General features: G+C 71.2%; 21 protein-coding genes. 12 read left to right on the forward strand and 9 right to left on the reverse strand.

Features of this window, described 5'->3' with window-relative positions; all coding sequences use genetic code 11:
- Positions 1-86: 86 nt before the first annotated feature.
- Entirely contained in the window at positions 87-2,504 is a 2,418-nt protein-coding gene (lon, locus tag AC07A4_RS00475) for an endopeptidase La (RefSeq protein WP_478590951.1), read from the reverse strand.
- Between the two features lie 223 nt (positions 2,505-2,727).
- Between lon and AC07A4_RS00480 the strand changes: the two genes are divergently transcribed.
- On the forward strand, positions 2,728-3,438 hold the full coding sequence (locus AC07A4_RS00480) for a GNAT family N-acetyltransferase (RefSeq protein WP_478590953.1): 711 nt from the start codon (positions 2,728-2,730) through the stop codon (positions 3,436-3,438).
- A 31-nt stretch (positions 3,439-3,469) separates the two neighbouring features.
- Here AC07A4_RS00480 and AC07A4_RS00485 read toward each other — a convergent pair whose 3' ends face one another.
- From AC07A4_RS00485 to AC07A4_RS00495, 3 genes are all read right to left on the reverse strand, one after another.
- A complete protein-coding gene (locus tag AC07A4_RS00485; RefSeq protein WP_478590955.1) occupies positions 3,470-4,225 on the reverse strand; it encodes a hypothetical protein in 756 nt (251 codons plus the stop codon).
- Between the two features lie 276 nt (positions 4,226-4,501).
- Positions 4,502-4,864 carry a PadR family transcriptional regulator gene (locus AC07A4_RS00490; RefSeq protein ID WP_478590958.1) on the reverse strand — a complete coding sequence of 121 codons (363 nt, stop codon included), beginning with the start codon at positions 4,862-4,864 and terminating at the stop codon, positions 4,502-4,504.
- Positions 4,865-4,979: 115 nt separating this feature from the next.
- A complete protein-coding gene (locus AC07A4_RS00495; protein WP_478590961.1) occupies positions 4,980-5,927 on the reverse strand; it encodes a rhomboid-like protein in 948 nt (315 codons plus the stop codon).
- A 297-nt stretch (positions 5,928-6,224) separates the two neighbouring features.
- Between AC07A4_RS00495 and AC07A4_RS00500 the strand changes: the two genes are divergently transcribed.
- From AC07A4_RS00500 to erm, 6 genes are all read left to right on the forward strand, one after another.
- Complete coding sequence (locus AC07A4_RS00500) at positions 6,225-6,953, forward strand: spermidine synthase family protein (RefSeq protein WP_478590963.1); 729 nt, start codon at positions 6,225-6,227, stop codon at positions 6,951-6,953.
- A gap of 66 nt (positions 6,954-7,019) precedes the next feature.
- The gene (locus tag AC07A4_RS00505) at positions 7,020-7,760 is read left to right on the forward strand and encodes a response regulator transcription factor (protein WP_478590965.1); all 741 of its coding nucleotides are present in this window, start codon (positions 7,020-7,022) and stop codon (positions 7,758-7,760) included.
- Between the two features lie 182 nt (positions 7,761-7,942).
- Positions 7,943-9,013, forward strand: a complete 1,071-nt coding sequence (locus AC07A4_RS00510) for a HAMP domain-containing sensor histidine kinase (RefSeq protein WP_478590968.1) — start codon at positions 7,943-7,945, stop codon at positions 9,011-9,013.
- Positions 9,014-9,290: 277 nt separating this feature from the next.
- A complete protein-coding gene (locus tag AC07A4_RS00515; RefSeq protein ID WP_478590971.1) occupies positions 9,291-13,082 on the forward strand; it encodes a multifunctional oxoglutarate decarboxylase/oxoglutarate dehydrogenase thiamine pyrophosphate-binding subunit/dihydrolipoyllysine-residue succinyltransferase subunit in 3,792 nt (1,263 codons plus the stop codon).
- A gap of 151 nt (positions 13,083-13,233) precedes the next feature.
- The gene (locus AC07A4_RS00520) at positions 13,234-13,416 is read left to right on the forward strand and encodes a DUF6104 family protein (protein ID WP_003961784.1); all 183 of its coding nucleotides are present in this window, start codon (positions 13,234-13,236) and stop codon (positions 13,414-13,416) included.
- A gap of 266 nt (positions 13,417-13,682) precedes the next feature.
- A complete protein-coding gene (gene erm, locus AC07A4_RS00525; RefSeq protein ID WP_478590972.1) occupies positions 13,683-14,501 on the forward strand; it encodes a 23S ribosomal RNA methyltransferase Erm in 819 nt (272 codons plus the stop codon).
- Between the two features lie 189 nt (positions 14,502-14,690).
- On the opposite strand, the gene AC07A4_RS00530 is transcribed toward erm, so the two are convergent.
- The gene (locus AC07A4_RS00530; RefSeq protein ID WP_478590974.1) at positions 14,691-15,641 is read right to left on the reverse strand and encodes a hypothetical protein; all 951 of its coding nucleotides are present in this window, start codon (positions 15,639-15,641) and stop codon (positions 14,691-14,693) included.
- 185 nt (positions 15,642-15,826) lie between these two features.
- Between AC07A4_RS00530 and AC07A4_RS00535 the strand changes: the two genes are divergently transcribed.
- Together AC07A4_RS00535 and AC07A4_RS00540 are read left to right on the forward strand one after the other, a co-directional pair.
- Positions 15,827-16,828 (forward strand): DUF4097 family beta strand repeat-containing protein, encoded by a 1,002-nt coding sequence (locus AC07A4_RS00535; protein ID WP_478590977.1) that lies wholly within the window; start codon positions 15,827-15,829, stop codon positions 16,826-16,828.
- A gap of 1 nt (position 16,829) precedes the next feature.
- Positions 16,830-18,014, forward strand: coding sequence for a PadR family transcriptional regulator (locus AC07A4_RS00540; protein WP_478590980.1), 1,185 nt, complete (start codon positions 16,830-16,832; stop codon positions 18,012-18,014).
- 185 nt (positions 18,015-18,199) lie between these two features.
- Here the strand turns inward: AC07A4_RS00540 and AC07A4_RS00545 are convergent, their stop codons facing one another.
- From AC07A4_RS00545 to AC07A4_RS00560, 4 genes are all read right to left on the reverse strand, one after another.
- The gene (locus tag AC07A4_RS00545) at positions 18,200-18,754 is read right to left on the reverse strand and encodes a Clp protease N-terminal domain-containing protein (RefSeq protein ID WP_478590982.1); all 555 of its coding nucleotides are present in this window, start codon (positions 18,752-18,754) and stop codon (positions 18,200-18,202) included.
- Positions 18,754-18,963, reverse strand: a complete 210-nt coding sequence (locus tag AC07A4_RS00550) for a helix-turn-helix domain-containing protein (protein WP_478590984.1) — start codon at positions 18,961-18,963, stop codon at positions 18,754-18,756. The genes AC07A4_RS00545 and AC07A4_RS00550 overlap by 1 nt, the downstream gene beginning before the upstream one ends.
- Before the next feature lie 208 nt (positions 18,964-19,171).
- The gene (locus tag AC07A4_RS00555; protein WP_478590987.1) at positions 19,172-20,134 is read right to left on the reverse strand and encodes a zinc-binding dehydrogenase; all 963 of its coding nucleotides are present in this window, start codon (positions 20,132-20,134) and stop codon (positions 19,172-19,174) included.
- A gap of 557 nt (positions 20,135-20,691) precedes the next feature.
- Entirely contained in the window at positions 20,692-21,912 is a 1,221-nt protein-coding gene (locus AC07A4_RS00560; protein ID WP_478590989.1) for an NAD(P)-dependent malic enzyme, read from the reverse strand.
- A 598-nt stretch (positions 21,913-22,510) separates the two neighbouring features.
- On the opposite strand from AC07A4_RS00560, the gene AC07A4_RS00565 reads away from it, so the two are divergent.
- The 3 genes from AC07A4_RS00565 to AC07A4_RS00575 are packed head-to-tail and all read left to right on the forward strand — an operon-like array spanning position 22,511 to position 25,234.
- Complete coding sequence (locus tag AC07A4_RS00565) at positions 22,511-23,476, forward strand: ABC transporter substrate-binding protein (protein WP_478590992.1); 966 nt, start codon at positions 22,511-22,513, stop codon at positions 23,474-23,476.
- A 52-nt stretch (positions 23,477-23,528) separates the two neighbouring features.
- Positions 23,529-24,476 carry an amino acid ABC transporter permease gene (locus AC07A4_RS00570; protein ID WP_478590995.1) on the forward strand — a complete coding sequence of 316 codons (948 nt, stop codon included), beginning with the start codon at positions 23,529-23,531 and terminating at the stop codon, positions 24,474-24,476.
- Positions 24,473-25,234: an amino acid ABC transporter ATP-binding protein gene (locus tag AC07A4_RS00575; RefSeq protein ID WP_478590998.1), complete on the forward strand. Its 762-nt coding sequence runs from the start codon at positions 24,473-24,475 to the stop codon at positions 25,232-25,234. The genes AC07A4_RS00570 and AC07A4_RS00575 overlap by 4 nt, the downstream gene beginning before the upstream one ends.
- Positions 25,235-25,360 lie beyond the last annotated feature (126 nt).

The raw sequence follows: 25,360 nt of genomic DNA on the forward strand, positions 1-25,360 counted from the left end.
GCCCGGGGCTCCTCGCGGAGCCCCGGGCCTCCTGCGCACCCGCCACGTCCGTCACTCCGCGGCGGGATTCCTTTGGGCCGCCCCGGTCAGGCCGCGGCCGGGACCATCACCTCGGCGGGGGTGAGGGCCAGCTCCAGGACCTGACGGACGTCCGTCACCGCGTGCACGTCGAGCTTCTCCAGGACCTCGGCGGGGACGTCGTCCAGATCCGGCTCGTTCCGCTTCGGGATGATCACCGTGGTGATCCCGGCGCGGTGGGCGGCGAGCAGCTTCTGCTTGACGCCGCCGATCGGCAGCACCCGGCCGGTCAGCGACACCTCGCCCGTCATCGCCACGTCCGTGCGCACGAGGCGGCCGCTGAGCAGCGACGCGAGTGCCGTCGTCATCGTGATGCCCGCGCTCGGCCCGTCCTTGGGGACCGCGCCCGCCGGGAAGTGGATGTGCGCGCCCCGGTCCTTCAGATCGCCCACGGGCAGCTCCAGCTCGGCGCCGTGCGACCGCAGGAAGGACAGCGCGATCTGCGCGGACTCCTTCATCACGTCGCCCAGCTGACCGGTGAGCGTCAGCCCCGCCGCGCCCGTCTCCGGGTCAGCGAGGGAGGCCTCGACGTACAGCACGTCGCCGCCCGCCCCGGTGACCGCGAGGCCCGTGGCCACGCCGGGCACCGCGGTGCGCCGCTCGGCCGGGTCCTGCGCCGACTCCGGGACGTGGTGCGGCCGCCCGATCAGCGCGCGCAGCTCGTCCGCGCCCACCGTGAACGGCAGTTCCCTGTCGCCCAGTTCGTGCTGAGCCGCCACCTTGCGCAGCAGCCGGGCGATGGCGCGCTCCAGGGTGCGCACGCCCGCCTCGCGTGTGTACTCACCGGCGAGCTTGCGCAGCGCGCCCTCGTCGATCGTCACCTCGCCGGAGCCGAGCCCGGCCCGGTCGAGCTGGCGCGGCAGCAGGTGGTCCCGGGCGATGACGACCTTCTCGTCCTCGGTGTAGCCGTCGAGCCTGACCAGCTCCATGCGGTCGAGCAGGGCCTCGGGGATGGCCTCGAGGACGTTGGCCGTCGCCAGGAAGACCACGTCGCTCAGGTCCAGCTCCACTTCCAGGTAGTGGTCGCGGAAGGTGTGGTTCTGCGCCGGGTCGAGCACTTCGAGCAGCGCGGCCGCCGGGTCGCCCCGGAAGTCCGAGCCCACCTTGTCGATCTCGTCGAGGAGCACCACCGGGTTCATGGACCCGGCCTCCTTGATGGCCCGCACGATCCGGCCCGGCAGCGCGCCCACGTAGGTGCGCCGGTGGCCGCGGATCTCCGCCTCGTCCCGCACGCCGCCGAGCGCGACGCGCACGAACTTGCGCCCCATGGCGTGCGCCACCGACTCGCCGAGCGAGGTCTTGCCGACGCCGGGCGGCCCGACGAGCGCGAGCACCGCGCCGCCGCGACGGCCGCCGACCACACCCATGCCCCGGTCCGCGCGCCGCTTGCGCACCGCCAGGTACTCGGTGATCCGCTCCTTCACGTCCTGCAGGCCCGCGTGCTCGGCGTCGAGGACGTCCTGGGCGCCCTTGATGTCGTACGCGTCCTCGGTCCGCTCGCTCCACGGCAGTTCGAGCACCGTGTCCAGCCAGGTGCGGATCCAGGAGCCCTCGGGCGACTGGTCGCTCGCGCGCTCCAGCTTCTCCACTTCCTTCAGGGCCGCTTCCCGTACGTGCTCGGGCAGGTCGGCGGCCTCCACCCGCGTGCGGTAGTCGTCGGACTCGTCCTCGCCGTCCTTGCCGTTGAGCTCGCGCAGCTCCTTGCGCACGGCCTCCAGCTGGCGGCGGAGCAGGAACTCCCGCTGCTGCTTGTCCACGCCCTCCTGGACGTCCTTGGCGATCGACTCGGCGACGTCCTGCTCGGCCAGGTGCTCCCGCAGCTGCTCGGTGGCGAGCTTCAGGCGGGCCGTCGGGTCCTCGGTCTCCAGGAGCTCGATCTTCTGCTCGGCGGTGAGGAACGGCGAGTACCCGGAGTTGTCCGCGAGCGCCGAGACGTCCTCGATCTGCTGCACGCGGTCGACGACCTGCCAGGCGCCGCGCTTCTTCAGCCAGCTCGTCGCCAGCGCCTTGTACTCCTTGACCAGCTCGACGGTGGCACCGGGCAGCGGGTCCGGCACGGTCTCCTCGACCTGGGTGCCCTCCACCCACAGGGCCGCGCCCGGCCCGGTGGTGCCCGCGCCGATCCGCACCCGGCCGCGCGCACGGATCAGCGCCCCCGGGTCTCCGTCCGCAAGGCGGCCGACCTGCTCGACGGTGCCGAGCACGCCCGTGCCCGCGTACGTCCCGTCGATCCTCGGAACAAGCAGCACCCTCGGCTTGCTGCTACTCCCACTGGACCTGGCGGCGGCCTGCGCGGCCTCCACCGCCGCTCGTACGTCAGCGTCGGACAGGTCGAACGGCACCACCATGCCGGGCAGCACGACCTCGTCGTCGAGCGGCAGCACGGGCAGAGCGAGCGATGTGTTAGCCGTGGACTCAGCAGCCATGATCTCCCCTTCAGCATTCAAGTTGAGCTGTACCGACTCAATGCTTATGAGCCTCTGAATGTTCCCCTGGCCATGTTCGCTCTGAGCGATCGCCTCCCCCGTTCCGCAATCAAGCCTCCGTAATATTCACTAGCCTCGTTCATCCATTACGCGTGATGCCTATTGCCGCCCCTTGCCCCTTACATAGGGCGCCGGGAGGCAGCTCGGCGCTAGGAGGGGTTCGATGGAGCGCTTCGGTTGGATGGGCGGGATGGACGGCGGCACGGCCGTCCGGGCCTGGATCGACGGCTGGGTCGTCTCGCGCGGTGCCGCCCCTCCGGTCGTGGAGCCCTGGGGCTACACGATCGATGTCGGCCAGGCCAAGCACCCGTCCCGGCACGTCTTCGGCGCGGCGAACGCCGACGTCCAGGAGGCCGACGTCCGCAAGGTCGCCTCGTCCGTCTCGGGCCGGGATGTGTGGCTGAAGGTCTTCGACGCTCCTTCCCGGGTGGCGCCTTGGCTGGGCCCTGAGTGGTGGGTCGATCCGGAGGAGGGCTATCTGATGACGGTGCCGCTGACGCCGGTGGCCCCGCGAGGTCTGGTGGTGCCGGACGGCTATCGACTGCGCTCCTGGGAGCGTGGCGGTGTCGTCCGGGCCATGGTGACCACGGAGGACGGCTCTTGGGCGGCGCGCGGCCAGATCGCCCCGACCGGCCGCACGGCGGTGGCCGACCAGATCGAAACCTCTGCCGAGCATCGCCGCCGGGGCCTGGGCAGCCTGGTCATGCGCGCGCTGCAGACGGCCGCGGTCGACCACGGCTCCGAGGTCGGCGTGCTGGCGGGAACCGTGGAGGGGCGGGCGCTGTATAAGGCGCTCGGCTGGAGCGTGGTGGCCCGCCTGACGAGCGCGCGGCGGGTGGGCGGGGGCGAGAGCGAGAGCGACGGCGGGGGCTAGGGCGAGCCAGGGCCCCCGGTACAGCCCCGCCTCAGCCTTCGCTGGATTCGCCCTGGGCGCGCTCGGCGCGTCTGGCCCGCAGGTCTTGGACCGCGTACGGCAGTCCGGGAATGAAGAAGAGGAGCGTGCCCCAGATCGGCAGGCGGAACAGCGGGTCGTCGCCTATGAGCCAGCCGGTGAGCGCGGCCACGGGCAGGGCGGCGAGGCCGCCGAGCGCCCAGCCTCGGAAGCCGAGGTTCCCCCGCCTCATCTCCCAGGCCACACCACCCGACGCGAGTGCGACGTAGAAGGCGACGCGGGGGGCTTCGACGGACAGGGTCAGTGTTCGGTCGATGAGGTGCGTGAGCAGCAGCAGTGAGCCGACGACGAAGGGGATCAGGGCGGCCATGCGCAGGGCGCGCAGCGGCAGGGGCGTGCGCGCCCGCGCCCAGGCGGCGGCGAACTCCTTCACGTCCGGGCCGACCACGTCTCGCGCCGTGCGGCCCGCGGCAGCGGCCTCGTCCAGGTGGCCGGAGAGCTCGTCGAGCATGTCGCGGGTGGAGGCGTCGTCGATGCCTCGGTACTCCCAGTTGCTGCGGCAGATCGCCAGGACGCGGTCGCGGGTCAGCTCCGCTTCGGAGCTGCCGTTGCCCGTGGGCTCGCCCGTGGATGTACCCCTGAGCTCGTCCGTGGACTCGCCCCTGGCCTTGCCCGTGACCTCGCGTTCCGGTCCCCGATCACCCGATGGCGGCGCCCCGCCGCCCGTAGCGTCACTGATCGCCACGTCACCGGCCGTCTCGTACGTCATGTCTCATCCCCCGTGTTCGCCTGTGTCGCTGTTCCGTCCGTACGTCCCCCGCACGACTCGAACCGCTCGGTCCTATCGGTACGGCCCTATCCGTGCGGTCCTATCCGCACAGCTCGATCCGCACAGCTCGATCCGTGCGGCTCGATCCGTGCGGCTCGATCCACACGGCTTGATCCGCGCGGCTTGATCCGCGCGGCTCATGGATCTCCCTGCGCGCCCGCGCACCGTCACGCCCATGCGAGCGCCTGCGCGCCCCCATAGCTCCGCGCGCCGTCGTCACGCCCCCGAGGTCGTCCCCAAGGCCGTGGAGACCGCTCCCGTGAAGGCGGTCCACGTGGTGCGGCCGCTGGAGAGCTCGGCCGCGCCCGCCTCGGTGAGGCGGTAGTACTTGCGCGGCGCCCCGCCCGCGGCGGATGGGGCGCGATAGGAATCGACCAGGCCCGCGCGCTCCATCCGCGTGAGCAAGGGATAGATGCTCCCCTCGCTCACCAGGTCGAGGCCGCTCTCGGTGAGGGCTTCCACGCATTCGTAGCCATACCGAGGGCGCTCCGCTATGAGCGCGAGCAGGCATAGGTCGAGCACTCCGCGCAGCAGCTGGCTGCGGCGCTGGTCGTGCGACGCTGACAGCTCCTTTGTCATGCGGTACAAGATAGTCGAGCATTGCCTTGCGTCGCAAGAGTCTTGTGGAAAAGTCAAGGGCGGATGCCGAGCCTGAGCCCGGCATCCGCCCTTGACCAGCGGTGACGCGCTTCCGTCAGCGAAGGCGCCGAGGCTCGGCGCCCCTGCCCTGCCCGCCTCGCAGCAGCGGCCACGTCGCCACGCCGACGGCGAGGGCGAGCAGATGGCCCCAGTTCGTCATCGGGTCGGCGAACGCGATGAGGTCCTCGACGAGCAGCCAGCCGAAGCCCGCCAGCATCGTCCAGCGCAGCCACGGCGCGACCAGACCCGCCAGCGCGCCGACGCTCGCGGCGACGCCGAAGCTGATGCCGTAGTCGAGGCGCTGCAGGGACGTGCCGGGCAGATGCCCGGCGAGGACCGAGAGACCCACCGGGATCTCCGTGGCCAGCGTGGCGACGACGTGCCCGAGCAGGAAGACGCCCGCGGCCCGCAGCGGGCCCGTACGCCGTTCGAGTGCGGTCAGGACGAACAGGAACCCGACGGCGTACGGCGAGGTGATCCCGCCCGCGACCCAGAGCGCGCTGGCGACCAGGACGAACACCGGCCGGTCCGCGAGGTGGGCGACGTCCGTGCTCGACCCTTGGTGCATCGAGGAGATCAGCGACGGGTCGGCGTACTCGGCCAGCGTCGACGTGACGAGCAGGACCACGGCGTAGCCGAACGTGAAGGGCGTACCAACCGGAGTCGGCAGCAGGCGCCAGGGGCGCAGGCCGCGCAGGCCGCGCAGCGCGGGCAGCGCGGACCAAGGGCCGTGGGGCCGGGCGCCCGGCTCACCGAGCGCGGGCCGCCCGGCCGCGGCGGAGGCTCCGCTTCCGGCTCCCAGGCCCGCTGCGCCCGGCCCGCCGAAGACGGGCGGCTCGGCCACGGCGAGGGCCACCGCCGGCGTTCCGTCCTCGACGGAACCGGAAGCCGCCCCACCGGGACCACCCCCCGCGACCGCCCGCAGCACCAGCGACCGCCCCTGCCGGGGCACCCCGTCCAGGCCGCCCTCGATGCGGCTCCCCTCACCCTCGCCCTCGCCCACGGGAGGGGTTCCACCAGCGGCCGTGCGGGCACGCCCGCCAGGAACAGTCCGGTTCACGCTGAGGCGCTCCCTCCGTCACGGAAACTTCGTCACGAATCGATCACGGTTACGTTTCACTGATCGTTCCCGTGCTGTCTATGACCGACGCCACGTGCGGCGTGATTCACAGGAACTCACAGCAACCTCATCTCATTCCTCGGCGTCCCGCACGCCTCATTTCTCCGCGCCCCGCACGCCACGCTCCGGATCCGTGGAATTCCCTGGAGTCGGGCGGCGGATCGCAGCAGGATGGCGGGCATGCACACCCCGTACCGACCCGATCCCCCCGTGGTGCTCGACCGGCGCGAAGGCCCCTTCGGCGAAGTCGTGCTGCGCCGCCACGGAGAGCTGCTGCAGATCATTGCCAATGGCATGTTCCTCATGGACACCTCGGACGGCCGCTCCGAGCGGCTCCTGGTCGACGCGGCCCTCGCGGCCCTCGACGGGCGCCCGGAGCCGAGCGTTCTCATCGGCGGCCTGGGGGTCGGCTTCTCCCTCGCGCACGCGGCCGCCGACCCGCGCTGGGGCCGCATCACCGTGGTCGAGCGCGAGCGGGCCGTCATCGACTGGCACCTGGAAGGGCCGCTCGCCGCGCTCTCCCGGGAGGCGATCGCCGACCCGCGCACGGAGATCCTGCACGCCGACCTCGTCGCATATGTCAGCGGCGCATTCGCAAGCGTCAACGGCGCCGCCGAGGCGGGCCCCGGCCCCGCTCCGGCCACGTACGACGCCCTCTGCCTGGACATCGACAACGGCCCCGACTGGACCGTCACCGAGGACAACCGGAGCCTCTACTCCCCCTTCGGCCTCGCCGCCTGCCGGGCCCTCCTGAACCCCGGCGGAGTCCTCGCCGTCTGGTCCGCGCAGCCCTCACCCGCTTTCGACTCCGCTTTGCGGAATGCCGGATTCCATCGGGTACGTACGGAAGAGATCACCGTTGCCCGGGGCGTACCGGACGTGGTCCATCTCGCGACAAGGGCTGCGTAGCCGAGGTGCCTTCGCGCCCCGTACTCTGCTGACCGGACACCAAGCGATCACGTCAGGGGCGGGGCGATGGAGCAGACACACACCTCCCACAACAGCGCCACGGCGGCGATGCCGGGAGCACAGCGCCGGGTGCTCGTGGTCGAGGACGACCCCACGATCGTGGACGCCATCGCGGCCCGTCTGCGCGCAGAGGGTTTCGTCGTGCAAACAGCGGCGGACGGCCCGGCCGCGGTGGACACCGCTCAGGCCTGGCAGCCCGACCTGCTGATCCTCGACATCATGCTGCCGGGCTTCGACGGCCTGGAGGTCTGCCGCCGCGTGCAGGCCCAGCGCCCTGTGCCGGTACTCATGCTGACCGCGCGGGACGACGAGACGGACATGCTCGTCGGGCTCGGCGTCGGCGCGGACGACTACATGACCAAACCGTTCTCCATGCGCGAACTGGCCGCACGCGTGCACGTGCTGCTGCGCCGCGTGGAGCGGGCCGCGCTCGCCGCGACGACGCCGCGCAGCGGCATCCTGCGCCTCGGCGAGCTGGAGATCGACCACGCGCAGCGCCGGGTGCGGGTGCGCAGCGACGACGTGCACCTCACGCCCACGGAGTTCGACCTCCTGGTGTGCCTGGCCAACACCCCGCGCGCGGTGCTCTCGCGCGAGCAACTGCTCGCCGAGGTGTGGGACTGGGCGGACGCCTCCGGCACCCGCACGGTCGACAGCCACATCAAGGCGCTGCGCCGCAAGATCGGCGCGGAACGCATCCGCACGGTCCACGGGGTCGGGTACGCCCTGGAGACCCCGACGCCATGACGGCGGACCCCGGCGCCGCCGGCGGCACGGCATCCGGCGCCCCGAGCGGTACGACGACCGCCCGGAGCGGGGCGCCGGCGCACGGCGCGCTGGGGGGTACGGCACGCGGCGCACCGGGCATGGGTCGAAGACGGCGGTACGACCGGGGCGGAGGCGGCGGGATGAGTGGTCCCTTCGGCAGCATGAGCGGTCCTTTCGGCGGGCTCAGGCCGTTTTCCATCAAGACGAAGCTCGGCACCCTGGTCGTCGTCTCGGTGTTCATCACCACCGGGCTGCTGATGGTGGCCATGAAGACGGAGACCGAGCTCCGCTTCATCACGGTCTTCTCCGTGATCGCCACGCTGCTGATCACGCAGTTCGTGGCCCACAGCCTCACCGCGCCGCTGGACGAGATGAACTCGGTGGCCCGCGCGGTCTCGCTGGGCGACTACACGCGGCGCGTACGCGGCGCCGACCGCCGTGACGAGCTCGGCGACGTGGCGATGACGATCAACCGCATGGCCGACGACCTGGAAGCCCAGGACCGGCAGCGCAAGGAGCTCGTCGCCAACGTCTCGCACGAGCTGCGCACCCCCATCGCGGCCCTGCGCGCGGTCCTGGAGAACGTCGTCGACGGCGTCTCGGCGGCCGACCCGGAGACGATGCGCACGGCCCTGAAGCAGACGGAGCGCCTAGGGCGCCTGGTGGACACCCTCCTGGACCTCTCGCGGCTCGACAACGGTGTCGTCCCCCTCAAAGCACGCCGCTTCGAAGTGTGGCCCTATCTGTCCGGGGTCCTGAAGGAGGCCAATATGGTCGCCTCCGCGCGCAAAGGGATGCCCTCCGGCTCGGGCAGTCACACCCGTACGGACGTCCATCTGCGCCTGGACGTGTCACCCCCGGAGCTGACGGCGCACGCCGACGCCGAGCGCCTGCACCAGGTCGTCGCCAATCTGATCGACAACGCGGTCAAGCACAGCCCGCCGCACGGCCGCGTCACGGTCCGCGCCCGGCGCGGCCCCTACCCCGAGTCCCTGGACCTGGAGGTCCTCGACGAGGGGCCCGGAATCCCCGAGTCCGAGTGGCACCGCGTCTTCGAGCGCTTCAACCGGGGCGCCCATGTCGGCGCGCAGCCCGGCGGTGACGGCGGCACGGGGCTCGGGCTCGCCATCGCGCGCTGGGCGGTCGATCTCCACGGCGGGCACATCGGAGTGGCCGAATCGGCTCGCGGCTGCCTGATCAGGGTCAGCCTTCCGGGCCTGCCCGAGGACTGAAGTTGACGTAAGGTTCGAAGCGGAAGCGAATCAAAGGCGCGCAGGTCGCGCGCCACATGGGCCGCAGCCGCGCGTCGACGTACCCGAGAGGTCTCCGCGCGGCGCCGCGTCGTAGGCAAACCTCGCTAGTTTCCCGCCATTTACAGCGCCGAAACCCGCAATCCAGTGTGACTTACGCGACGGATGACCGGCCCGGCCTGCACCTGACGAGGTTGGAGGCGTAGCCTTTATTTCCGCTGTCCATCACCTTGTGAAGCGGAAGAGGGCGGTTGCCGCCGTGTCGCCACAGTCCCCCAGTAACTCGAGCACCACGACCGACCAAGAAGCGCAGGGCAAGAACCCTGCTGCCGCGTTCGGTCCCAATGAGTGGCTCGTCGACGAGATCTATCAGCAGTACCTCCAGGACCCGAATTCGGTCGACCGTGCCTGGTGGGACTTCTTCGCCGACTACAAGCCGGGGGTAGGCGCGACCGTCGCCGCAGCTCCGGCCAAGCCGGCGGGTGACACGGCCGCGGGGGCCGCGTCCACCACGTCCCAGGCGGCAGCAGCCGCCCCGGCCGCCCCCGCGGCGAAGCCCGCGGCCGCACCCGCGCCCGCGGCACCCGCCGCGAAGGCCCCCGCCAAGCCCGCCGCCGCGCCCGTGAAGGCCCCGGCCGCCAAGGCCGCGCCCGCGAAGGCCGCGCCGGCCGCCGAGGCCCCCGCGGGTCCGGAGTACGTGACGCTGCGCGGCCCCTCCGCGGCCGTGGCGAAGAACATGAACGCCTCCCTGGAGCTGCCCACGGCCACGTCCGTGCGCGCCGTCCCGGTGAAGCTGCTGTTCGACAACCGCATCGTCATCAACAACCACCTGAAGCGAGCCCGCGGCGGGAAGATCTCCTTCACGCACCTCATCGGGTACGCGATGGTGCAGGCCATCAAGGCCATGCCGTCGATGAACTACTCGTTCGCCGAGAAGGACGGCAAGCCGACGCTGGTCAAGCCGGAGCATGTCAACTTCGGCCTGGCCATCGACCTCGTGAAGCCCAATGGCGACCGGCAACTGGTTGTAGCGGGCATCAAGAAGGCCGAGACCCTGAACTTCTTCGAGTTCTGGCAGGCCTACGAGGACATCGTCCGCCGTGCTCGTGACAACAAGCTCACGATGGACGACTTCACCGGCGTCACGGTCTCCCTGACCAACCCCGGCGGCCTCGGCACCGTCCACTCCGTGCCGCGCCTGATGCCCGGCCAGTCGGTGATCATGGGCGTCGGCTCCATGGACTACCCGGCGGAGTTCCAGGGCACGTCCCAGGACACCCTGAACAAGCTCGGCATCTCGAAGGTCATGACGCTGACCTCGACGTACGACCACCGGGTCATCCAGGGCGCCGCCTCCGGCGAGTTCCTGCGGATCGTCGCGAACCTCCTCCTGGGCCAGAACGGCTTCTACGACGAGATCTTCGAGGCGCTGCGCATCCCCTACGAGCCGGTCCGCTGGCTCAAGGACATCGACGCCTCGCACGACGACGACGTCACGAAGGCCGCGCGCGTCTTCGAGCTGATCCACTCCTACCGCGTCCGCGGCCACGTCATGGCCGACACGGACCCGCTGGAGTACAAGCAGCGCAAGCACCCGGACCTGGACATCACCGAGCACGGCCTGACGCTCTGGGACCTGGAGCGCGAGTTCGCCGTCGGCGGCTTCGCCGGCAAGTCGATGATGCGCCTGCGCGACATCCTCGGCGTCCTGCGCGACTCGTACTGCCGCACCACCGGCATCGAGTTCATGCACATCCAGGACCCGAAGCAGCGCAAGTGGCTGCAGGACCGCATCGAGCGCCCGCACGCCAAGCCGGAGCGCGAGGAGCAGCTGCGCATCCTGCGCCGCCTGAACGCCGCTGAAGCCTTCGAGACGTTCCTGCAGACGAAGTACGTCGGCCAGAAGCGCTTCTCCCTGGAGGGCGGCGAGTCCGTCATCCCGCTGCTCGACGCGGTCATCGACTCGGCCGCCGAGTCGCGCCTTGACGAGGTCGTCATCGGCATGGCCCACCGCGGCCGCCTGAACGTCCTCGCGAACATCGTCGGCAAGTCGTACGCGCAGATCTTCCGCGAGTTCGAGGGCAACCTCGACCCGAAGTCGATGCACGGCTCCGGCGACGTGAAGTACCACCTGGGCGCCGAGGGCACCTTCACGGGCCTGGACGGCGAGCAGATCAAGGTCTCCCTGTGCGCCAACCCCTCGCACCTGGAGGCGGTCGACCCGATCGTCGAGGGCGTCGCCCGCGCCAAGCAGGACATCATCAACAAGGGCGGCACGGACTTCACCGTCCTGCCGGTCGCCCTCCACGGAGACGCGGCCTTCGCGGGCCAGGGCGTGGTCGCCGAGACGCTCAACATGTCGCAGCTGCGCGGCTACCGCACGGGCGGCACGGTCCACATCGTCATCAACAACCAGGTCGGCTTCACGGCCGCTCCGGAGTCCTCGCGTTCGTCGATGTACTCCACGGACGTGGCGCGGATGATCGAGGCTCCGATCTTCCACGTGAACGGCGACGACCCGGAGGCCGTGGTCCGCGTCGCGCGGCTCGCCTTCGAGTTCCGCCAGGCGTTCAACAAGGACGTCGTCATCGACCTGATCTGCTACCGCCGCCGCGGACACAACGAGTCCGACAACCCGGCGTTCACGCAGCCGCTGATGTACGACCTGATCGACAAGAAGCGCTCGGTGCGCAAGCTGTACACCGAGTCGCTGATCGGCCGGGGCGACATCACCCTGGAAGAGGCCGAGCAGGCCCTGCAGGACTACCAGGGACAGCTGGAGAAGGTCTTCACGGAGGTCCGTGAGGCCACCTCGCAGCCCGCCCCGGCGGAGGTCCCCGCGGCCCAGGCCGAGTTCCCGGTGGCGGTCAGCACGGCGATCTCCCAGGAGGTCGTCAAGCGCATCGCCGAGTCCCAGGTGAACATCCCCGAGCACGTCACCGTCCACCCGCGGCTGCTGCCCCAGCTGCAGCGCCGCGCGACCATGGTCGAGGACGGCACGATCGACTGGGGCATGGGCGAGACCCTCGCCATCGGCTCGCTGCTCCTGGAGGGCACCCCGGTCCGCCTGGCGGGCCAGGACTCGCGCCGCGGTACCTTCGGCCAGCGCCACGCGGTCCTGATCGACCGCAACACGGGCGACGACTACACGCCGCTGCTGTACCTCGCCGAGGACCAGGCGCGCTTCAACGCCTATGACTCGCTGCTCTCCGAGTACGCGGCGATGGGCTTCGAGTACGGCTACTCGCTGGCGCGCCCGGAGTCCCTGGTGATGTGGGAGGCGCAGTTCGGCGACTTCGTCAACGGCGCCCAGACGGTGGTGGACGAGTTCATCTCGTCGGCCGAGCAGAAGTGGGGCCAGACGTCCGGCGTCACCCTGCTGCTGCCGCACGGCTACGAGGGCCAGGGCCCGGACCACTCCTCCGCGCGCGTGGAGCGCTTCCTCCAGCTGTGCGCGCAGAACAACATGACGGTCGCGATGCCGACCCTCCCGTCGAACTACTTCCACCTCCTGCGGTGGCAGGTGCACAACCCGCACCACAAGCCGCTGGTGGTCTTCACCCCGAAGTCGATGCTGCGCCTGAAGGCCGCGGCCTCGAAGACGGAGGAGTTCACGACGGGCGGCTTCCGCCCCGTCATCGGCGACGCGTCCGTGGACGCGAACGCCGTCCGCAAGGTCGTCTTCTGCGCCGGCAAGTTCTACTACGAGCTGGACGCCGAGCGGAAGAAGCGCGGCCTGACGGACACGGCGATCATCCGCATCGAGCGCCTGTACCCGCTGCCGGGTGCCGAGCTCCAGGCGGAGATCGCCAAGTACCCGAACGCCGCGAAGTACCTGTGGGCCCAGGAGGAGCCGGCGAACCAGGGCGCGTGGCCCTTCATCGCCCTCAACCTGATCGACCACCTGGACCTGGCGGTCGGTGCCGACATCCCGCACGGCGAGCGCCTGCGCCGCATCTCGCGGCCGCACGGCTCGGCCCCGGCGGTCGGCTCGGCCAAGCGGCACCAGGCCGAGCAGGAGCAGCTCGTGCGCGAGGTGTTCGAGGCGTAGCCCCGGCGGCCCGCGAGGGTCCCGGCGGCCTCCTCGGTCGTACGAAGGTGGGCCCGGTCCCGCGTCCCTGGTGGACGCGGGACCGGGCCCACCGGCGTGTCGGCCTACGATGAGGCGAAGAGTCCCGACGTACGCGCAGCAGGAGCGAGAGTTGTACTTCACCGACCGTGGCATCGAGGAGCTGGAAAAGCGGCGCGGCGAGGAGGAGGTCACCTTCGAGTGGCTGGCCGAGCAGCTCCGTACGTTCGTGGACCTCAACCCGGACTTCGAGGTTCCGGTGGAGCGCCTTGCCACGTGGCTCGCGCGTCTCGACGACGAGGACGAGGACGAGTAGCCCGGCGCCGTCCGCCGCCGAAAAAACGGTTGCCCCCGGCCCTTGGGGGTGACGTACGCTGCGCCGCATGTGTGGAATCGCAGCTTGTGCGGGCATCGCAGCGATGAGGCGCCGCCGCCGTTAGCGGCGGCCGGACTCTCCTGCGTCGCTCCGGGACGTGCCAGCACGCCCGAGGCCTCTAGGAACGGAACGCTCCGCCGCTCCAGCGCGTCAGCGCCGGGCGGTCCTTCGTGCTGCCCGGCTCCCCTCGAAGCCGCGGAGTTCCTGTGCGCACGCACCGCACCACCCCTTCCACGCCCCGCTACGGCCGTCATGAGCTCGGCCAGAACTTCCTCACCGACCAGGAGACCATCGACGCCGTCGTCGCCCTGGTGGCCCGCACCCAGGGGCCGATCGTCGAGATCGGCACCGGCGACGGGGCGCTCACCCTGCCCCTGGAGGGCCTCGGCAGGCCGCTGACAGGCGTCGAGATCGACGGCCGCCGGGCCGAGCGCCTCGCCCGCCGCACCCGCCCGTCCACGAGGATCGTCCACGCCGACTTCCTGCGGTACGACGCTCCGTCGGCGCCGCACGTCCTGGTCGGCAACCTGCCCTTCCACGCGACCACGCCGATGCTGCGCCGCATCCTGCGCTCACGGGCGTGGACGGACGCGGTGCTGCTGGTCCAGTGGGAGGTCGCGCGGCGCCGCGCGGGCGTCGGCGGGGCCACGCTGATGACGGCGCAGTGGTGGCCTTGGTACGCGTTCGGCCTCGACCGGCGGGTCCCCTCTGCGGCGTTCCGGCCGCGCCCCGCCGTGGACGGCGGCCTGCTGACCGTCACGCGCCGGGACCGCCCCCTGGTCGAGCACGCGGCCCTGGAGGAGTACCAGGACCTCGTGCGCCGCGTGTTCACGGGCCGGGGGCGCGGGCTGCCCCAGATCGTCGACCAGGCGTGCCCGCGGCTGCCGCGGCGCGCGGTGCGGGAGTGGCTGCGGCACCACCGCCTGGGTCCCGCGCGGCTCCCCAAGGACCTGACGGCACGGCAGTGGGCGGAGCTGTTCGCCCTGGGGACGGAGGGTGCGGGGCACGGCCGCCGGAGGGTGTGACGGAGCGGAACGGGTCACCTGGGCCGGGGTGCGGGAGTCGAACGGGTCGCCCTGCTGTCGTGGCTGGCGCTGGGCGGTGGGGCGGCCCTTCGGAGAGGTCGGGTGGCCCCGCGCGTGGGAGGCCGGTGAGGTTCGAGATCGTCGCGGGGTCGGCGCTGTGTGGGTGCCCCCGCGCCTGGGAGGCTGGTGTCAGTCCCGGTCCCGCGCGCGGTCATAGGCGAGTCCCAGGAGGCCGTGTCCCACGAGGACGAGCCCGGCGACCGCCCAGCCGCCCCCGCCGCGCCGCCGCAGCGACCACGCGAGGAGCGGGACCCCGGCGGCGAGTTGCGCGCCCGCGAGGACCCGCGCCCGCGGTCCTCGCAGCCACGGGCCGAGCGGGCCGCTCTCCACCGCGTCGAGCTCCGCGCGCACGGCGTCGCGCCAGCCCGACCACTCGACCTGGCGCACGCCGTCCACGACGCGGGCGACCTCCCTCAGGCGGTCGGCCGGTTCGCCGGGGCCGAGGCCCGGCGGCAGGTCGACCCCGGTGCGGGTGAGGACCGCGATCAGCCCTCGCATCCGGGCCCGCGCGTCGGCCTCCGAGTCGGGCCGGGCCAGGGCGTCCAGGGACTGCATGTCGAGCACCGGGTCGAGGCCGAGGCGGGCGGCGAACGTGCGCATCGCCTCGTCCTCGCCGACCGGGGTGCCGTTCGCCAGCCACACATAGCCGACCGTCCGCCGGAAGCCCGCCGCGAGCGTGTAGCCGGAGCGGTCGGCGTCCCACCACAGCGCCAGGACCGGCCAGGAAGAGCCGACGGCGAGGGCCGTGGCCCAGCCGGTGAGCACGCGGTCGACCGGCTCGCCGCCATCGAGCCACGGCTTGCCCTCGGGTACGAGCACGCTCCACTCCGGGCCCGCGGGAGCGAGCAGCATCCGCTCGCGCAGCAGTTGGGCGGCGTTCTCGACGGAGTCCGGCCGCGCCCGGCAGAGCAGCACCGCGCCGGCCGACGCGGCCGCGGCGGGGGCAGCGGCCGCGGCGGCGCTGGGGTCGGCGGAGGCTGCCGCGTCACCGGAGCCCGTGAGGTCGGCGCGGCCGGGAACGCGACCGGGAAAGCCGTTGGATTCGGGGGCGCCGGGGGCGGGGTTCGACTCGGATGGCATGGACCCACGCTAGGACAAAGGCGGATGTTTAGCGCACGGACCCCTGGCTCGCGCGACAGGAGAAGCGATAGATCTCGATATCCAGACTGGAGACAGCTCTTGACTTTCCGTATCCGCGATATATCGTGTGACGGGAGACGCGATATGGCGCGTCGTGTCCGACCCGCTCAAGGAGGTCCGCCACCATGCCAGAGTGGTCCGTCACCGAACCCCGGAAGCTGACGTTCGACGCGCCTGTGACGACGCTGCGCGTCCGCGTCGTGACCGGGACGGTGAACATCGTGGGCACAGCCGAGGACGCGGCCCGCCTTGAGGTGTCCGAGATCTCGGGCCCTCCGCTCCACGTGCGGCAGACCGGCGGCACCCTGTCCGTCGCGTACGACGACACGTCATGGAAGGGCCTCCTCGAGTGGCTCGACCCCGAGAGCGTGCGCCGCAAGGCGGTCATCTCCCTCGCCGTCCCGTCCGGGACCCGTGTCGACGTGGGCGCGATCGGCGCGGGCACCGTGGTCTCGGGCATCGAGGAGAGCGCGGAGGTGCGGAACGTCTGGGGTGACACCACGCTCGTCGGCCTCTCGGGCGCCGTCCGCACCGAGTCGGTCTCCGGCAGCGTCGAGGCGCAAGGCGTCACCGGTGACCTGCGGTTCCAGTCGGTCACGGGTGACCTGACGATTTTCGAGGGTGCGGTGTCCTCCGTTCGGGCCGAATCGGTGAGCGGCTCGATGATCGTCGACCTGGACCCGGACGGCAGCCCGCTCGACATCGGGCTGACCAGCTTCTCGGGCGAGATCGCCATCCGGCTGCCCCACTCGGGGCACGCGGAGGTGGAGGCGGACAGCGCCAGCGGGTCGGTCTCCAGCGACTTCGAGGACCTTGAGGTCAGCGGCCACTGGGGCGCACAGAAGATCACGGGCACGCTGGGCTCCGGCGGTGGGCAGCTGAAGGCGAAGACCGTATCCGGCTCCATCGCGCTCCTGCGCAGGCCGCCGGTGGAGGAAGATCGGCACGAGACCGGTGAGACCGGTGAGACCGACGGGACCAGCGAATCCGCTGAGACCGGCGAGCCCGAGCGGCACGCCGCTCCGGCGGACGCCACGCCCCCGGCCGATGCCACGCCCCCAGCCCCGATCAGCGACCCGGAGGCGGATAACGCCACCGACGCCCCGACCGACAAGAAGGTGCTCTGAGATGCCCCCCGTGTTCGCTCACGGCCGCCTGCGCCTGTATCTGCTCAAGCTCCTGGACGAGGCCCCGCGCCACGGCTATGAGGTGATCCGCCTCCTCGAAGAGCGCTTCCAGGGGCTGTACGCGCCTTCGGCGGGCACCGTGTATCCACGCCTCGCCAAGTTGGAGGCGGAGGGCCTGGTCACCCACACCACGGAGGGCGGCCGCAAGGTCTACGCCATCACGGACGCGGGCCGCGCCGAGCTGGCCAACCGCAGCGGCGAGCTGGCCGACCTGGAACTGGAGATCCGCGAGTCGGTCGCCGAACTGGCCGCCGAGATCCGCGACGGCGTCCAGGGCGCGGCGGGCGAGCTGCGCCGCGAGCTGCGGGCCGCCACCCAGCAGGTGCGCGGCGCGGGCAGGTCCGGGGCGTTCTCCGCCGCCGGGGACGTCTTCGAGGGCGGCGCCCCCTGGACGGACAGCGACGGCTGGCGCCAGGCCAAGGAGGAGTTCCGGCGGGCGCGGCAGGAGTGGAAGGAGCAGGCGCGGCGCGCGAAGGACGAGAGCCGCCGGGCCCGCGAGGAGGCACAGCGTGCCCGCCGCCAGGCGCGGGACGCCCAGGAGCGGGCGCGCGAGGAAGCGCGGGAGGAGTGGCAGCGCATGGCCAAGCGGGTGCAGGACCAGGTGCAGGACCACCTCGCTCACGGCGACTGGCCGACCGGGGTGCGTGAGGGCATCGCCGATCTGGCCAGGGAGGTCGGCGAGTTCGGGCGGGAGTTCGGGAAGGACCTCGGCAAGGACTTCGGGAAGGAGTTCGCGAAGGACTTCGTGGCCGACTTCGGCTTCGGCGGCTCCGGAGCGTCCAGGAAGTCCGGGGGCTCCACCAAGTCCGGAGGCTCCCGCGACACGGACCGCGCGGACCGCGCAGACCGCGACAAGACGCACGGCAAGGCATCGGAGCCGGGCCCCGTCTTCATGGAGACGGGGGACGAGGTGCCGGTGGAGTATCTGCCGGACTGGGCCCACGAGGACGCCGTGGGCGATGACCCCGCGCGCGACCTGGAGCGGCTCCTGGACCGCCTCCGTGACGACGTCCGTGACGCGGCCCGTGACCATGGGGTCTCCGAGGACCAGCTCCGTGAGGCCCGCCGCCGCCTTTCGGAGGCGGCGGCCCACATCACGGCGGCCTTGCACACCCCGAAGGCGTAACCGACGCGCTCCCGCCGCTCCCCGCCCCGGGAGCGGTGCGGTGCTCCCCGCGCCTCGGCCCGCCCCGGCCGAGCGCGGGGAAACCGGTGGCCCGTGGCACACTCCGGGGAACCCGCGCGGCACGGCCCTTGGGGGACGCACTAGCGCGAGCCGGTCAGGGCCCGCGACTCAGGGCCCGCGACGCGCTAGGTCAGCACTCGGTCCAGCGCCTCCCGTGTCACCCCCCGGTCCGCCAGGACCTCCGCCACGATCCCGGGGCGGCTCGTCAGGGCGAGCAGGATGTGCTGATCGCCGATGACGCGCTCACGGCGAGCCGTGGCGATCCGGAGAGCCGCCTCCAGGGCACCCTTGGCATCCCGGGTGAAGCCCCGGTGGCCGAACCGGGCCCCGAGGCCCTTGCGCCCCCGCCCGGCCTCGGCACTCGCCAGGACCCCCGCGCCATGGGTCTGCTCGACGCGGGCGACGATCTGCTCGACGTCGATGCCGAGCCCGGCCAGCGCCTCGGTATCGGCCTGGGTGAGGCCGCCCCGGCGGCGGGCGTCGGCCAGGGCCTGGGCGATCTCCCCGCGGCGGCGGTCGGCGCCGAGCGCCGCCAGGGCGAAGGATGCGCGGCTGGCGCGGCGGTCAAGAAGGGACAGGAGGAGATGGCCCTCGTCGATGGAGTCGGCACCGGCCCGCGCGGCGTGCTCGACCGCACCGGTCACCACGTCCCGGGCACTTCTGGTGAAGCGCTCGAACATCACTGCCTCCCGTATTTCTTGTGCACGGCCTGCCTGCTCACTCCGAGTTCGGCGGCGATCTCCTGCCACGACCAGCCCTGCTGGCGCGCGCTGCGCACCTGCACGGCCTCGAGCTGTTCCACCAGGCGCCGCAGCGCGGAGACGGCTCGCAGCCCGACCCGTGGATCGCGGTCGCCCGCGCGCTCGGCGAGATCCGTTGCTTCGGTCATGCATGTCAACGTAGGTTGACGCCCCTCCCGTGTCAACCATGATTGACACGGGAGGCCGCACAGGGCAGTCGTGAGAACGGAGTCCTCGCGGAGCGGCGCGGGAAGCCCGCCCCGGGAAGCCCCCCAGGAAGGCAATCCCGGCGAGGCAACCCCGACAAGCCCGACAAGCACCGACGAGGCAGTCCGGGCAGGCCAGCCCCGGAAAGGGTCAGACCGTCAGCACGATCTTGCCGAACTGTTCACCCGCCTCCAGGCGGGCGAAGCCCTCGCGGGCGCGGTCCAGCGGCAGCACCTCGTCGATGACGGGGCGCACACCGGTGGTGGCGCAGAAGGAGAGCAGGTCCTCCAGCTCGTCCTTGGTGCCCATCGTGGAACCCACGACCTTCAGCTCCAGGAAGAAGATCCGGGTCAGCTCGGCGTGCGAGGGGCGGTCGCCGCTCGTGGCGCCCGAGATCACCAGGGTGCCGCCCGGCCGCAGCGACTTGATCGAGTGGGACCAGGTGGCGGCGCCGACGGTCTCGATGACCGCGTCGACCCGCTGCGGCAGCCGCGCCCCGGACGGCACTGCCTCCACCGCGCCGAGCTCAAGGGCGCGCTTGCGCTTGGCCTCGTCGCGGCTGGTGGCGAAGACCTTCAGGCCCGCCGCCTTGCCGAGCACGATCGCGGCCGTCGCCACGCCGCCGCCCGCGCCCTGGACGAGGACGGAGTCGCCGGGGCGCACCCCGGCGTTGGTGAAGAGCATGCGGTAGGCGGTGAGCCAGGCCGTGGGCAGGCAGGCGGCCTCGGCGAAGGAGAGTTCCCGGGGCTTGGGCAGGATGTTCCAGGTCGGCACGGAGACCTGTTCGGCGAAGGTGCCCTGGTACTTCTCGGTGAGGATGGTGCGCCGCTCGCGCGGCCCGACGCCGTGGCCGGACTGGCCGACGACGGAGTGCAGGACGACCTCGTTGCCGTCCTCGTCGACGCCCGCGGCGTCACAGCCCAGGATCATGGGCAGCTTGTCGTCGTCGAGGCCGACTCCGCGCAGGGACCACAGGTCGTGGTGGTTGAGGGAGGCGGCCCTGACGTTCACGGTCGACCAGCCGGGGCGCGCCTCCGGGGCGGGGCGCTCTCCGAGCTCAAGGCCGTCGAGCGGGCGGTCGCGGTCGATGCGGGCGGCGTAGGCAGCGAACATGGCGCTGACCGTAGCCGGGCCCCAAGGCCTTAGGAACGGGGTCCAGGTGTGAGCCGTACCGCGTTTCGCGCCCCCCCGGGCCGGGGCGCCGCCGCCCACCTGCCGCTCCCGCGGGGTCCGCACCCCCGGGGTCCGCGCCCCCTGAGCCGAGGCCCTCCCGCCCCGCCAGGAGCCGGAACAGGCACGACCGCTGGGCGGGCACCACCGCGAGGCAGGCACCACCGTGGACAGGCACCACCACGGGGCAGGCACCACCACGAGGCAGGCACCACCGTGGACAGGCACCACCACTGGACAGGCACCACCACGAGGCAGACACCACCACGGGACAGGCACCACCACGAGCAGCCGCCACCACCCCCTCCCGCCGTGAAGCCCACCCCCCCTCCCCCAGCCAGGGCACAACGCACCGCCGGGTGCGGCGCGGCGGAACATCTCCCACCGCACCGCACCCGGCGAACAGCACATCGGCGCGCAGGCGCCCGGCGGAGAGCCGCACCGCCACGCCCGCGCGCACCGGCAACCCGCGCGCACCCGCGCCCCGCGCGCCCCGCAGCTCAGCGCCGCGCGACCCCCTCGGCCCGCGCCGCCGCGGCCACCGCCGCGGTCACCGCCGGGGCCACCCGCTCGTCGAACGGCGACGGGATCACGTACGCGGCGGACAGCTCGTCCCCGACGACCCCGGCCAGCGCGTCGGCCGCGGCGATCTTCATGCCCTCGGTGATCCGGGAGGCGCGCACCTGGAGGGCGCCCGCGAAGATGCCCGGGAAGGCGAGGACGTTGTTGATCTGGTTCGGGTAGTCCGAGCGGCCCGTCGCCACCACGGCGGCGTACTTGTGGGCGACGTCCGGGTGCACCTCGGGGTTCGGGTTGGCCATGGCGAACACGAAGGAGTTCGGGGCCATGGAGGCCACGGCGGCCTCGGGGACCGTGCCGCCGGAAACGCCGATGAACACGTCCGCACCGGCGAGGGCGCTCTCCAGGGAGCCGCTGAGCCCGGCCTCGTTGGTGAGCTCCGCGAGCTCCCGCTTGACCGGTGTCAGGTCGTCCCGGTCCCGGCTGACGATGCCCTTGCGGTCCGCGACCGCCACGTCGCCGAGCCCGGCCTCCAGGAGGAACTTCGCGATGGCCACGCCCGCCGCGCCCGCGCCGGAGATCACGGCGCGCAGGTCGCCGAGGGTCCGGTCGGTCAGCCGCGCCGCGTTGCGCAGGGCGGCCAGAGTGACGACCGCCGTGCCGTGCTGGTCGTCGTGGAAGACCGGGATGTCGAGCCGCTCCTGGAGCCGCCGCTCGATCTCGAAGCAGCGCGGCGCGGAGATGTCCTCCAGGTTCACCCCGCCGAAGGAGGGCGCGAGCCGCACCACGGTGTCGATGATCTCGTCCGTGTCGGTGGTGCCGAGCGCGATCGGCACCGCGTCGACGCCGCCGAACTGCTTGAAGAGGATGGCCTTGCCCTCCATGACCGGAAGGGAGGCCTCCGCCCCGATGTCACCGAGGCCGAGCACGGCGGTGCCGTCGGTGACGACGGCGACGACGTTCGACTTCCAGGTGTAGTCATGGACGAGTTCCGGCTGCTCCGCGATGGCGCTGCACACCTTCGCCACGCCGGGCGTGTACGCGAGGGACAGGTCGTCCTTGTCGCGCACCGGCACGGTTGCCTGGACGGCCATCTTGCCGCCTCGATGCAGGGCGAAGGCCGGATCGAAGGGCTCGTCGGCGCCTTCGTTCCCGGTATGCGTACCGCTGTCGCTGCGAGGATTGACGATCTCCGCTGCCACTGTGTCTGACCCCTTAAGTATTCATGGTTGAGGGTGGACCACTTCCTGGTGGAGAAGTGGGGCGGGAACCGCGTCCGGCTCGCGACCACGGGCCTGTCGGCCCTGGCCCTCCGCCTGTCGGCGAAGCGGTACGTGAGGCACGTAACGGACGCGCGGGCGCGCCGCACACGCGCCCTGGCCCCGGATGAGGGGTGTAACCGTCTTTTCTACCGGATGCTTCCTGCCGCCGACGAGCCATATCTGTCGCAGTCCCATACGAACGGCAGGTTTCGGGCTCAGGAAGGGCGTGAGAAAGGCTCAAGGTCACAGCGAATATGTCCGCTTATACGGCATAAGCCCGTTCGGCGGGTCCACATAGCGAGATTGGGTGGTTATCCAGTGGTTGGCACCCCTTCGCCCGCGGGCCCCAATGCCCCAGAGGTACCGGCCTGTTGGGGTTCGCCGAACGCCCGTTATCCGATTTTGACATCTCCAGCCCCCAGAATCGGGCAGTCCGAATGGCAAGATGCACCATCACACGAGGTCGCGACACCCGAAGGTGTGTGCACGACCCCTTGAAACGACACCTGGCTGCTCTCCCATCCGCCGGAGGACCCCTATGACCGCAGGCACCACTCGTCGCACGACCGCTGCGAAGTCCGCGAAGTCCCGGATCGTCGCTGTCGGCGCGATCGCGGTCGCCGGAACGCTGCTCCTGACCGGCTGCGGCGACCAGCGGGACAACAAGAAGGACGACGGCGGCAAGAAGGTCGTCAGCGCTCCCCTGTCCGACATGCTCCCCGCGGACGTGCGCAACAAGGGCGTCATCAAGGTCGGCTCGGACATCGCCTACCCGCCGGTCGAGTTCAAGGACAAGGACGGCAAGACGGTCGGCATCGACCCGGACATCGCCGACGCCATGGGCAAGCAGCTCGGCGTGGAGTTCCAGTTCGACAACGGCACCTTCGACACCCTCCTCGGCGGTCTGCGCTCCAAGCGCTACCACCTCGCGATGTCGGCCATGACGGACACCAAGAACCGTCAGGAGGGCATCGACGAGGAGACCGGCAAGAAGGTCGGCAAGGGCGTCGACTTCGTCGACTACTTCACCGCCGGTGTCTCGATCTACACCAAGAAGGGCGAGACCCAGGGCATCGAGAGCTGGTCGGACCTGTGCGGCAAGAAGATCGTGGTGCAGCGCGGCACGGTCTCGCACGACATGGCCAAGGCCGAGTCGAAGAAGTGCAAGGGCGGCAAGAAGATCGCCATCGAGTCCTTCGACAACGACCAGCAGGCCCAGACGCGACTGCGCTCCGGTGGCGCGGACGCGGGCTCCTCGGACTTCCCGGTCGCGGCGTACGCGGTGAAGACGTCCGGCGGCGGCAAGGACTTCGAGCTGGTGGGCGAGCAGGTCGAGGCCGCCCCGTACGGCATCGCGATCTCCAAGGACAACCCCAAGCTGCGCGACGCCATCAAGGCCGCGCTGAACGCGATCATCGCGAACGGCCAGTACGAGCAGATCATCAAGAAGTGGGGCGTCGAGGACGGCGCGGTCAAGGAAGCCAAGGTCAACGGCGGCAAGTGACCGTCGCGTGACCGCATCCCGTCGCACCCCTCGTCGCTGAAAGGCAAGACCCGTGACAACGGACATCACCAAGTCGGGTTCGCCCGGCCCCCAGGACGAGCCGCCACGCGCCGCTCCTGAAGCCATCAGAGCCATCCCCGTGCGGCACTACGGCCGCTATGTGGCGGCCGTCCTCGCCATCGGCGTGCTGGGCGCGATCGTCTACGCCTTCTCCCAGGGCGACATCAACTGGAACGCCATCCCCGACAATTTCTTCGACGAGCGCATCCTCAAGGGTGTCCGCGAGACCCTGATCCTCACGGTCCTCTCGATGCTCATCGGCGTCGTGGGCGGCGTGGTCCTGTCGGTGATGCGTCTCTCGAAGAACCCGGTGACCTCGTCGATCGCGTGGTTCTACATCTGGTTCTTCCGCGGCACGCCGGTCCTGGTCCAGCTCTTCGTCTGGTTCAACCTGGGCTTCGTGTTCGAGTACATCAACCTGGGCCCGATCTACCAGGACGAGTGGTCGGACTTCATGACCCCGTTCCTGACGGCGCTGCTCGGCCTCGGCCTGAACGAGGCCGCGTACATGGCGGAGATCTGCCGCGCCGGTCTGCTCTCGGTCGACGAGGGCCAGACGGAGGCCTCGCAGGCGCTCGGCATGAGCCACAACAAGACGCTGCGCCGCATCATCATCCCGCAGGCGATGCGCGTGATCGTGCCGCCGACGGGCAACGAAGTCATCAACATGCTGAAGACGACGTCGCTGGTCGCGGCCGTGCAGTACTACGAGCTCCTCAGGTACGCCCAGGACATCGGCACCTCGTCGGGCGCCACGGTGGAGACCCTGCTCCTCGCCGCCACCTGGTACCTGATCATGACCTCGATCCTCAGCGTCGGCCAGTTCTACCTGGAGCGCTACTACGCGCGCGGCTCCTCGCGCGCGCTCCCTGACACGCCTTGGATGAAGATCAAGGCCAACATGCTGTCGCTCGGCAACCGCAGTGGAGGCGTCCGATGACCGCCATGGTGAAGGCCGAGAACGTCCACAAGTCGTTCGGCCACGTAGAAGTCCTCAAGGGCATCGACCTTGAGGTCAAGTCCGGCGAGGTGTTCTGCCTCATCGGCCCGTCCGGCTCCGGCAAGTCGACGTTCCTGCGCTGCATCAACCACCTGGAGAAGATCAACGCCGGGCGCCTTTACGTCGACGGAGAGCTGGTCGGCTATCGCCAGAAGGGCGACAAGCTGTACGAGCTGAAGGACAGCGAGGTCGCCCTGAAGCGCCGGGACATCGGCATGGTCTTCCAGCGCTTCAACCTGTTCCCGCACATGACGGCGCTGGAGAACGTCATGGAGGCGCCGGTCCAGGTCAAGGGCCAGTCCAAGGCGGCGGCGCGGGAGCGCGCGGGACAGCTCCTGGAGCGGGTCGGGCTCGCCGACAAGGCGAAGAACTACCCCTCGCAGCTGTCCGGCGGCCAGCAGCAGCGCGTGGCCATCGCCCGCGCGCTCGCGATGGACCCGAAGCTGATGCTGTTCGACGAGCCGACGTCCGCGCTCGACCCGGAGCTGGTCGGTGACGTCCTCGACGTCATGCGCGACCTCGCCGAGTCCGGCATGACGATGGTCGTCGTCACGCACGAGATGGGCTTCGCGCGCGAGGTCGGCGACAGCCTCGTCTTCATGGACGGCGGCGTGGTCGTCGAGTCGGGCAACCCCCGCGACGTCCTGACCGATCCGCAGCACGAGCGGACGAAGTCGTTCCTGTCGAAGGTCCTGTAGAGGCCCGGTAGCGCAGACCCGGCAGCGAAGACTCTGTGAGGGCACTCTACGTAGAGGGGCGGTACGGATCGTCGATCCGTACCGCCCCTCTACGTAGGCGCGTGAATCTACGTAGCCGCGTGAACG

This window comes from Streptomyces sp. NPDC043996 (assembly GCF_056435225.1).

Bases quoted from the DNA above. Each gene is read 5' to 3' on its own strand.
- lon (WP_478590951.1), bottom strand. From the start codon at position 2,504: ATGGCTGCTGAGTCCACGGCTAACACATCGCTCGCTCTGCCCGTGCTG.
- AC07A4_RS00480 (WP_478590953.1), top strand. From the start codon at position 2,728: ATGGAGCGCTTCGGTTGGATGGGCGGGATGGACGGCGGCACGGCCGTC.
- AC07A4_RS00485 (WP_478590955.1), bottom strand. From the start codon at position 4,225: ATGACGTACGAGACGGCCGGTGACGTGGCGATCAGTGACGCTACGGGC.
- AC07A4_RS00490 (WP_478590958.1), bottom strand. From the start codon at position 4,864: ATGACAAAGGAGCTGTCAGCGTCGCACGACCAGCGCCGCAGCCAGCTG.
- AC07A4_RS00500 (WP_478590963.1), top strand. From the start codon at position 6,225: ATGCACACCCCGTACCGACCCGATCCCCCCGTGGTGCTCGACCGGCGC.
- AC07A4_RS00505 (WP_478590965.1), top strand. From the start codon at position 7,020: ATGGAGCAGACACACACCTCCCACAACAGCGCCACGGCGGCGATGCCG.
- AC07A4_RS00510 (WP_478590968.1), top strand. From the start codon at position 7,943: ATGAGCGGTCCTTTCGGCGGGCTCAGGCCGTTTTCCATCAAGACGAAG.
- AC07A4_RS00530 (WP_478590974.1), bottom strand. From the start codon at position 15,641: ATGCCATCCGAGTCGAACCCCGCCCCCGGCGCCCCCGAATCCAACGGC.
- AC07A4_RS00535 (WP_478590977.1), top strand. From the start codon at position 15,827: ATGCCAGAGTGGTCCGTCACCGAACCCCGGAAGCTGACGTTCGACGCG.
- AC07A4_RS00540 (WP_478590980.1), top strand. From the start codon at position 16,830: ATGCCCCCCGTGTTCGCTCACGGCCGCCTGCGCCTGTATCTGCTCAAG.
- AC07A4_RS00545 (WP_478590982.1), bottom strand. From the start codon at position 18,754: ATGTTCGAGCGCTTCACCAGAAGTGCCCGGGACGTGGTGACCGGTGCG.
- AC07A4_RS00550 (WP_478590984.1), bottom strand. From the start codon at position 18,963: ATGACCGAAGCAACGGATCTCGCCGAGCGCGCGGGCGACCGCGATCCA.
- AC07A4_RS00555 (WP_478590987.1), bottom strand. From the start codon at position 20,134: ATGTTCGCTGCCTACGCCGCCCGCATCGACCGCGACCGCCCGCTCGAC.
- AC07A4_RS00565 (WP_478590992.1), top strand. From the start codon at position 22,511: ATGACCGCAGGCACCACTCGTCGCACGACCGCTGCGAAGTCCGCGAAG.
- AC07A4_RS00575 (WP_478590998.1), top strand. From the start codon at position 24,473: ATGACCGCCATGGTGAAGGCCGAGAACGTCCACAAGTCGTTCGGCCAC.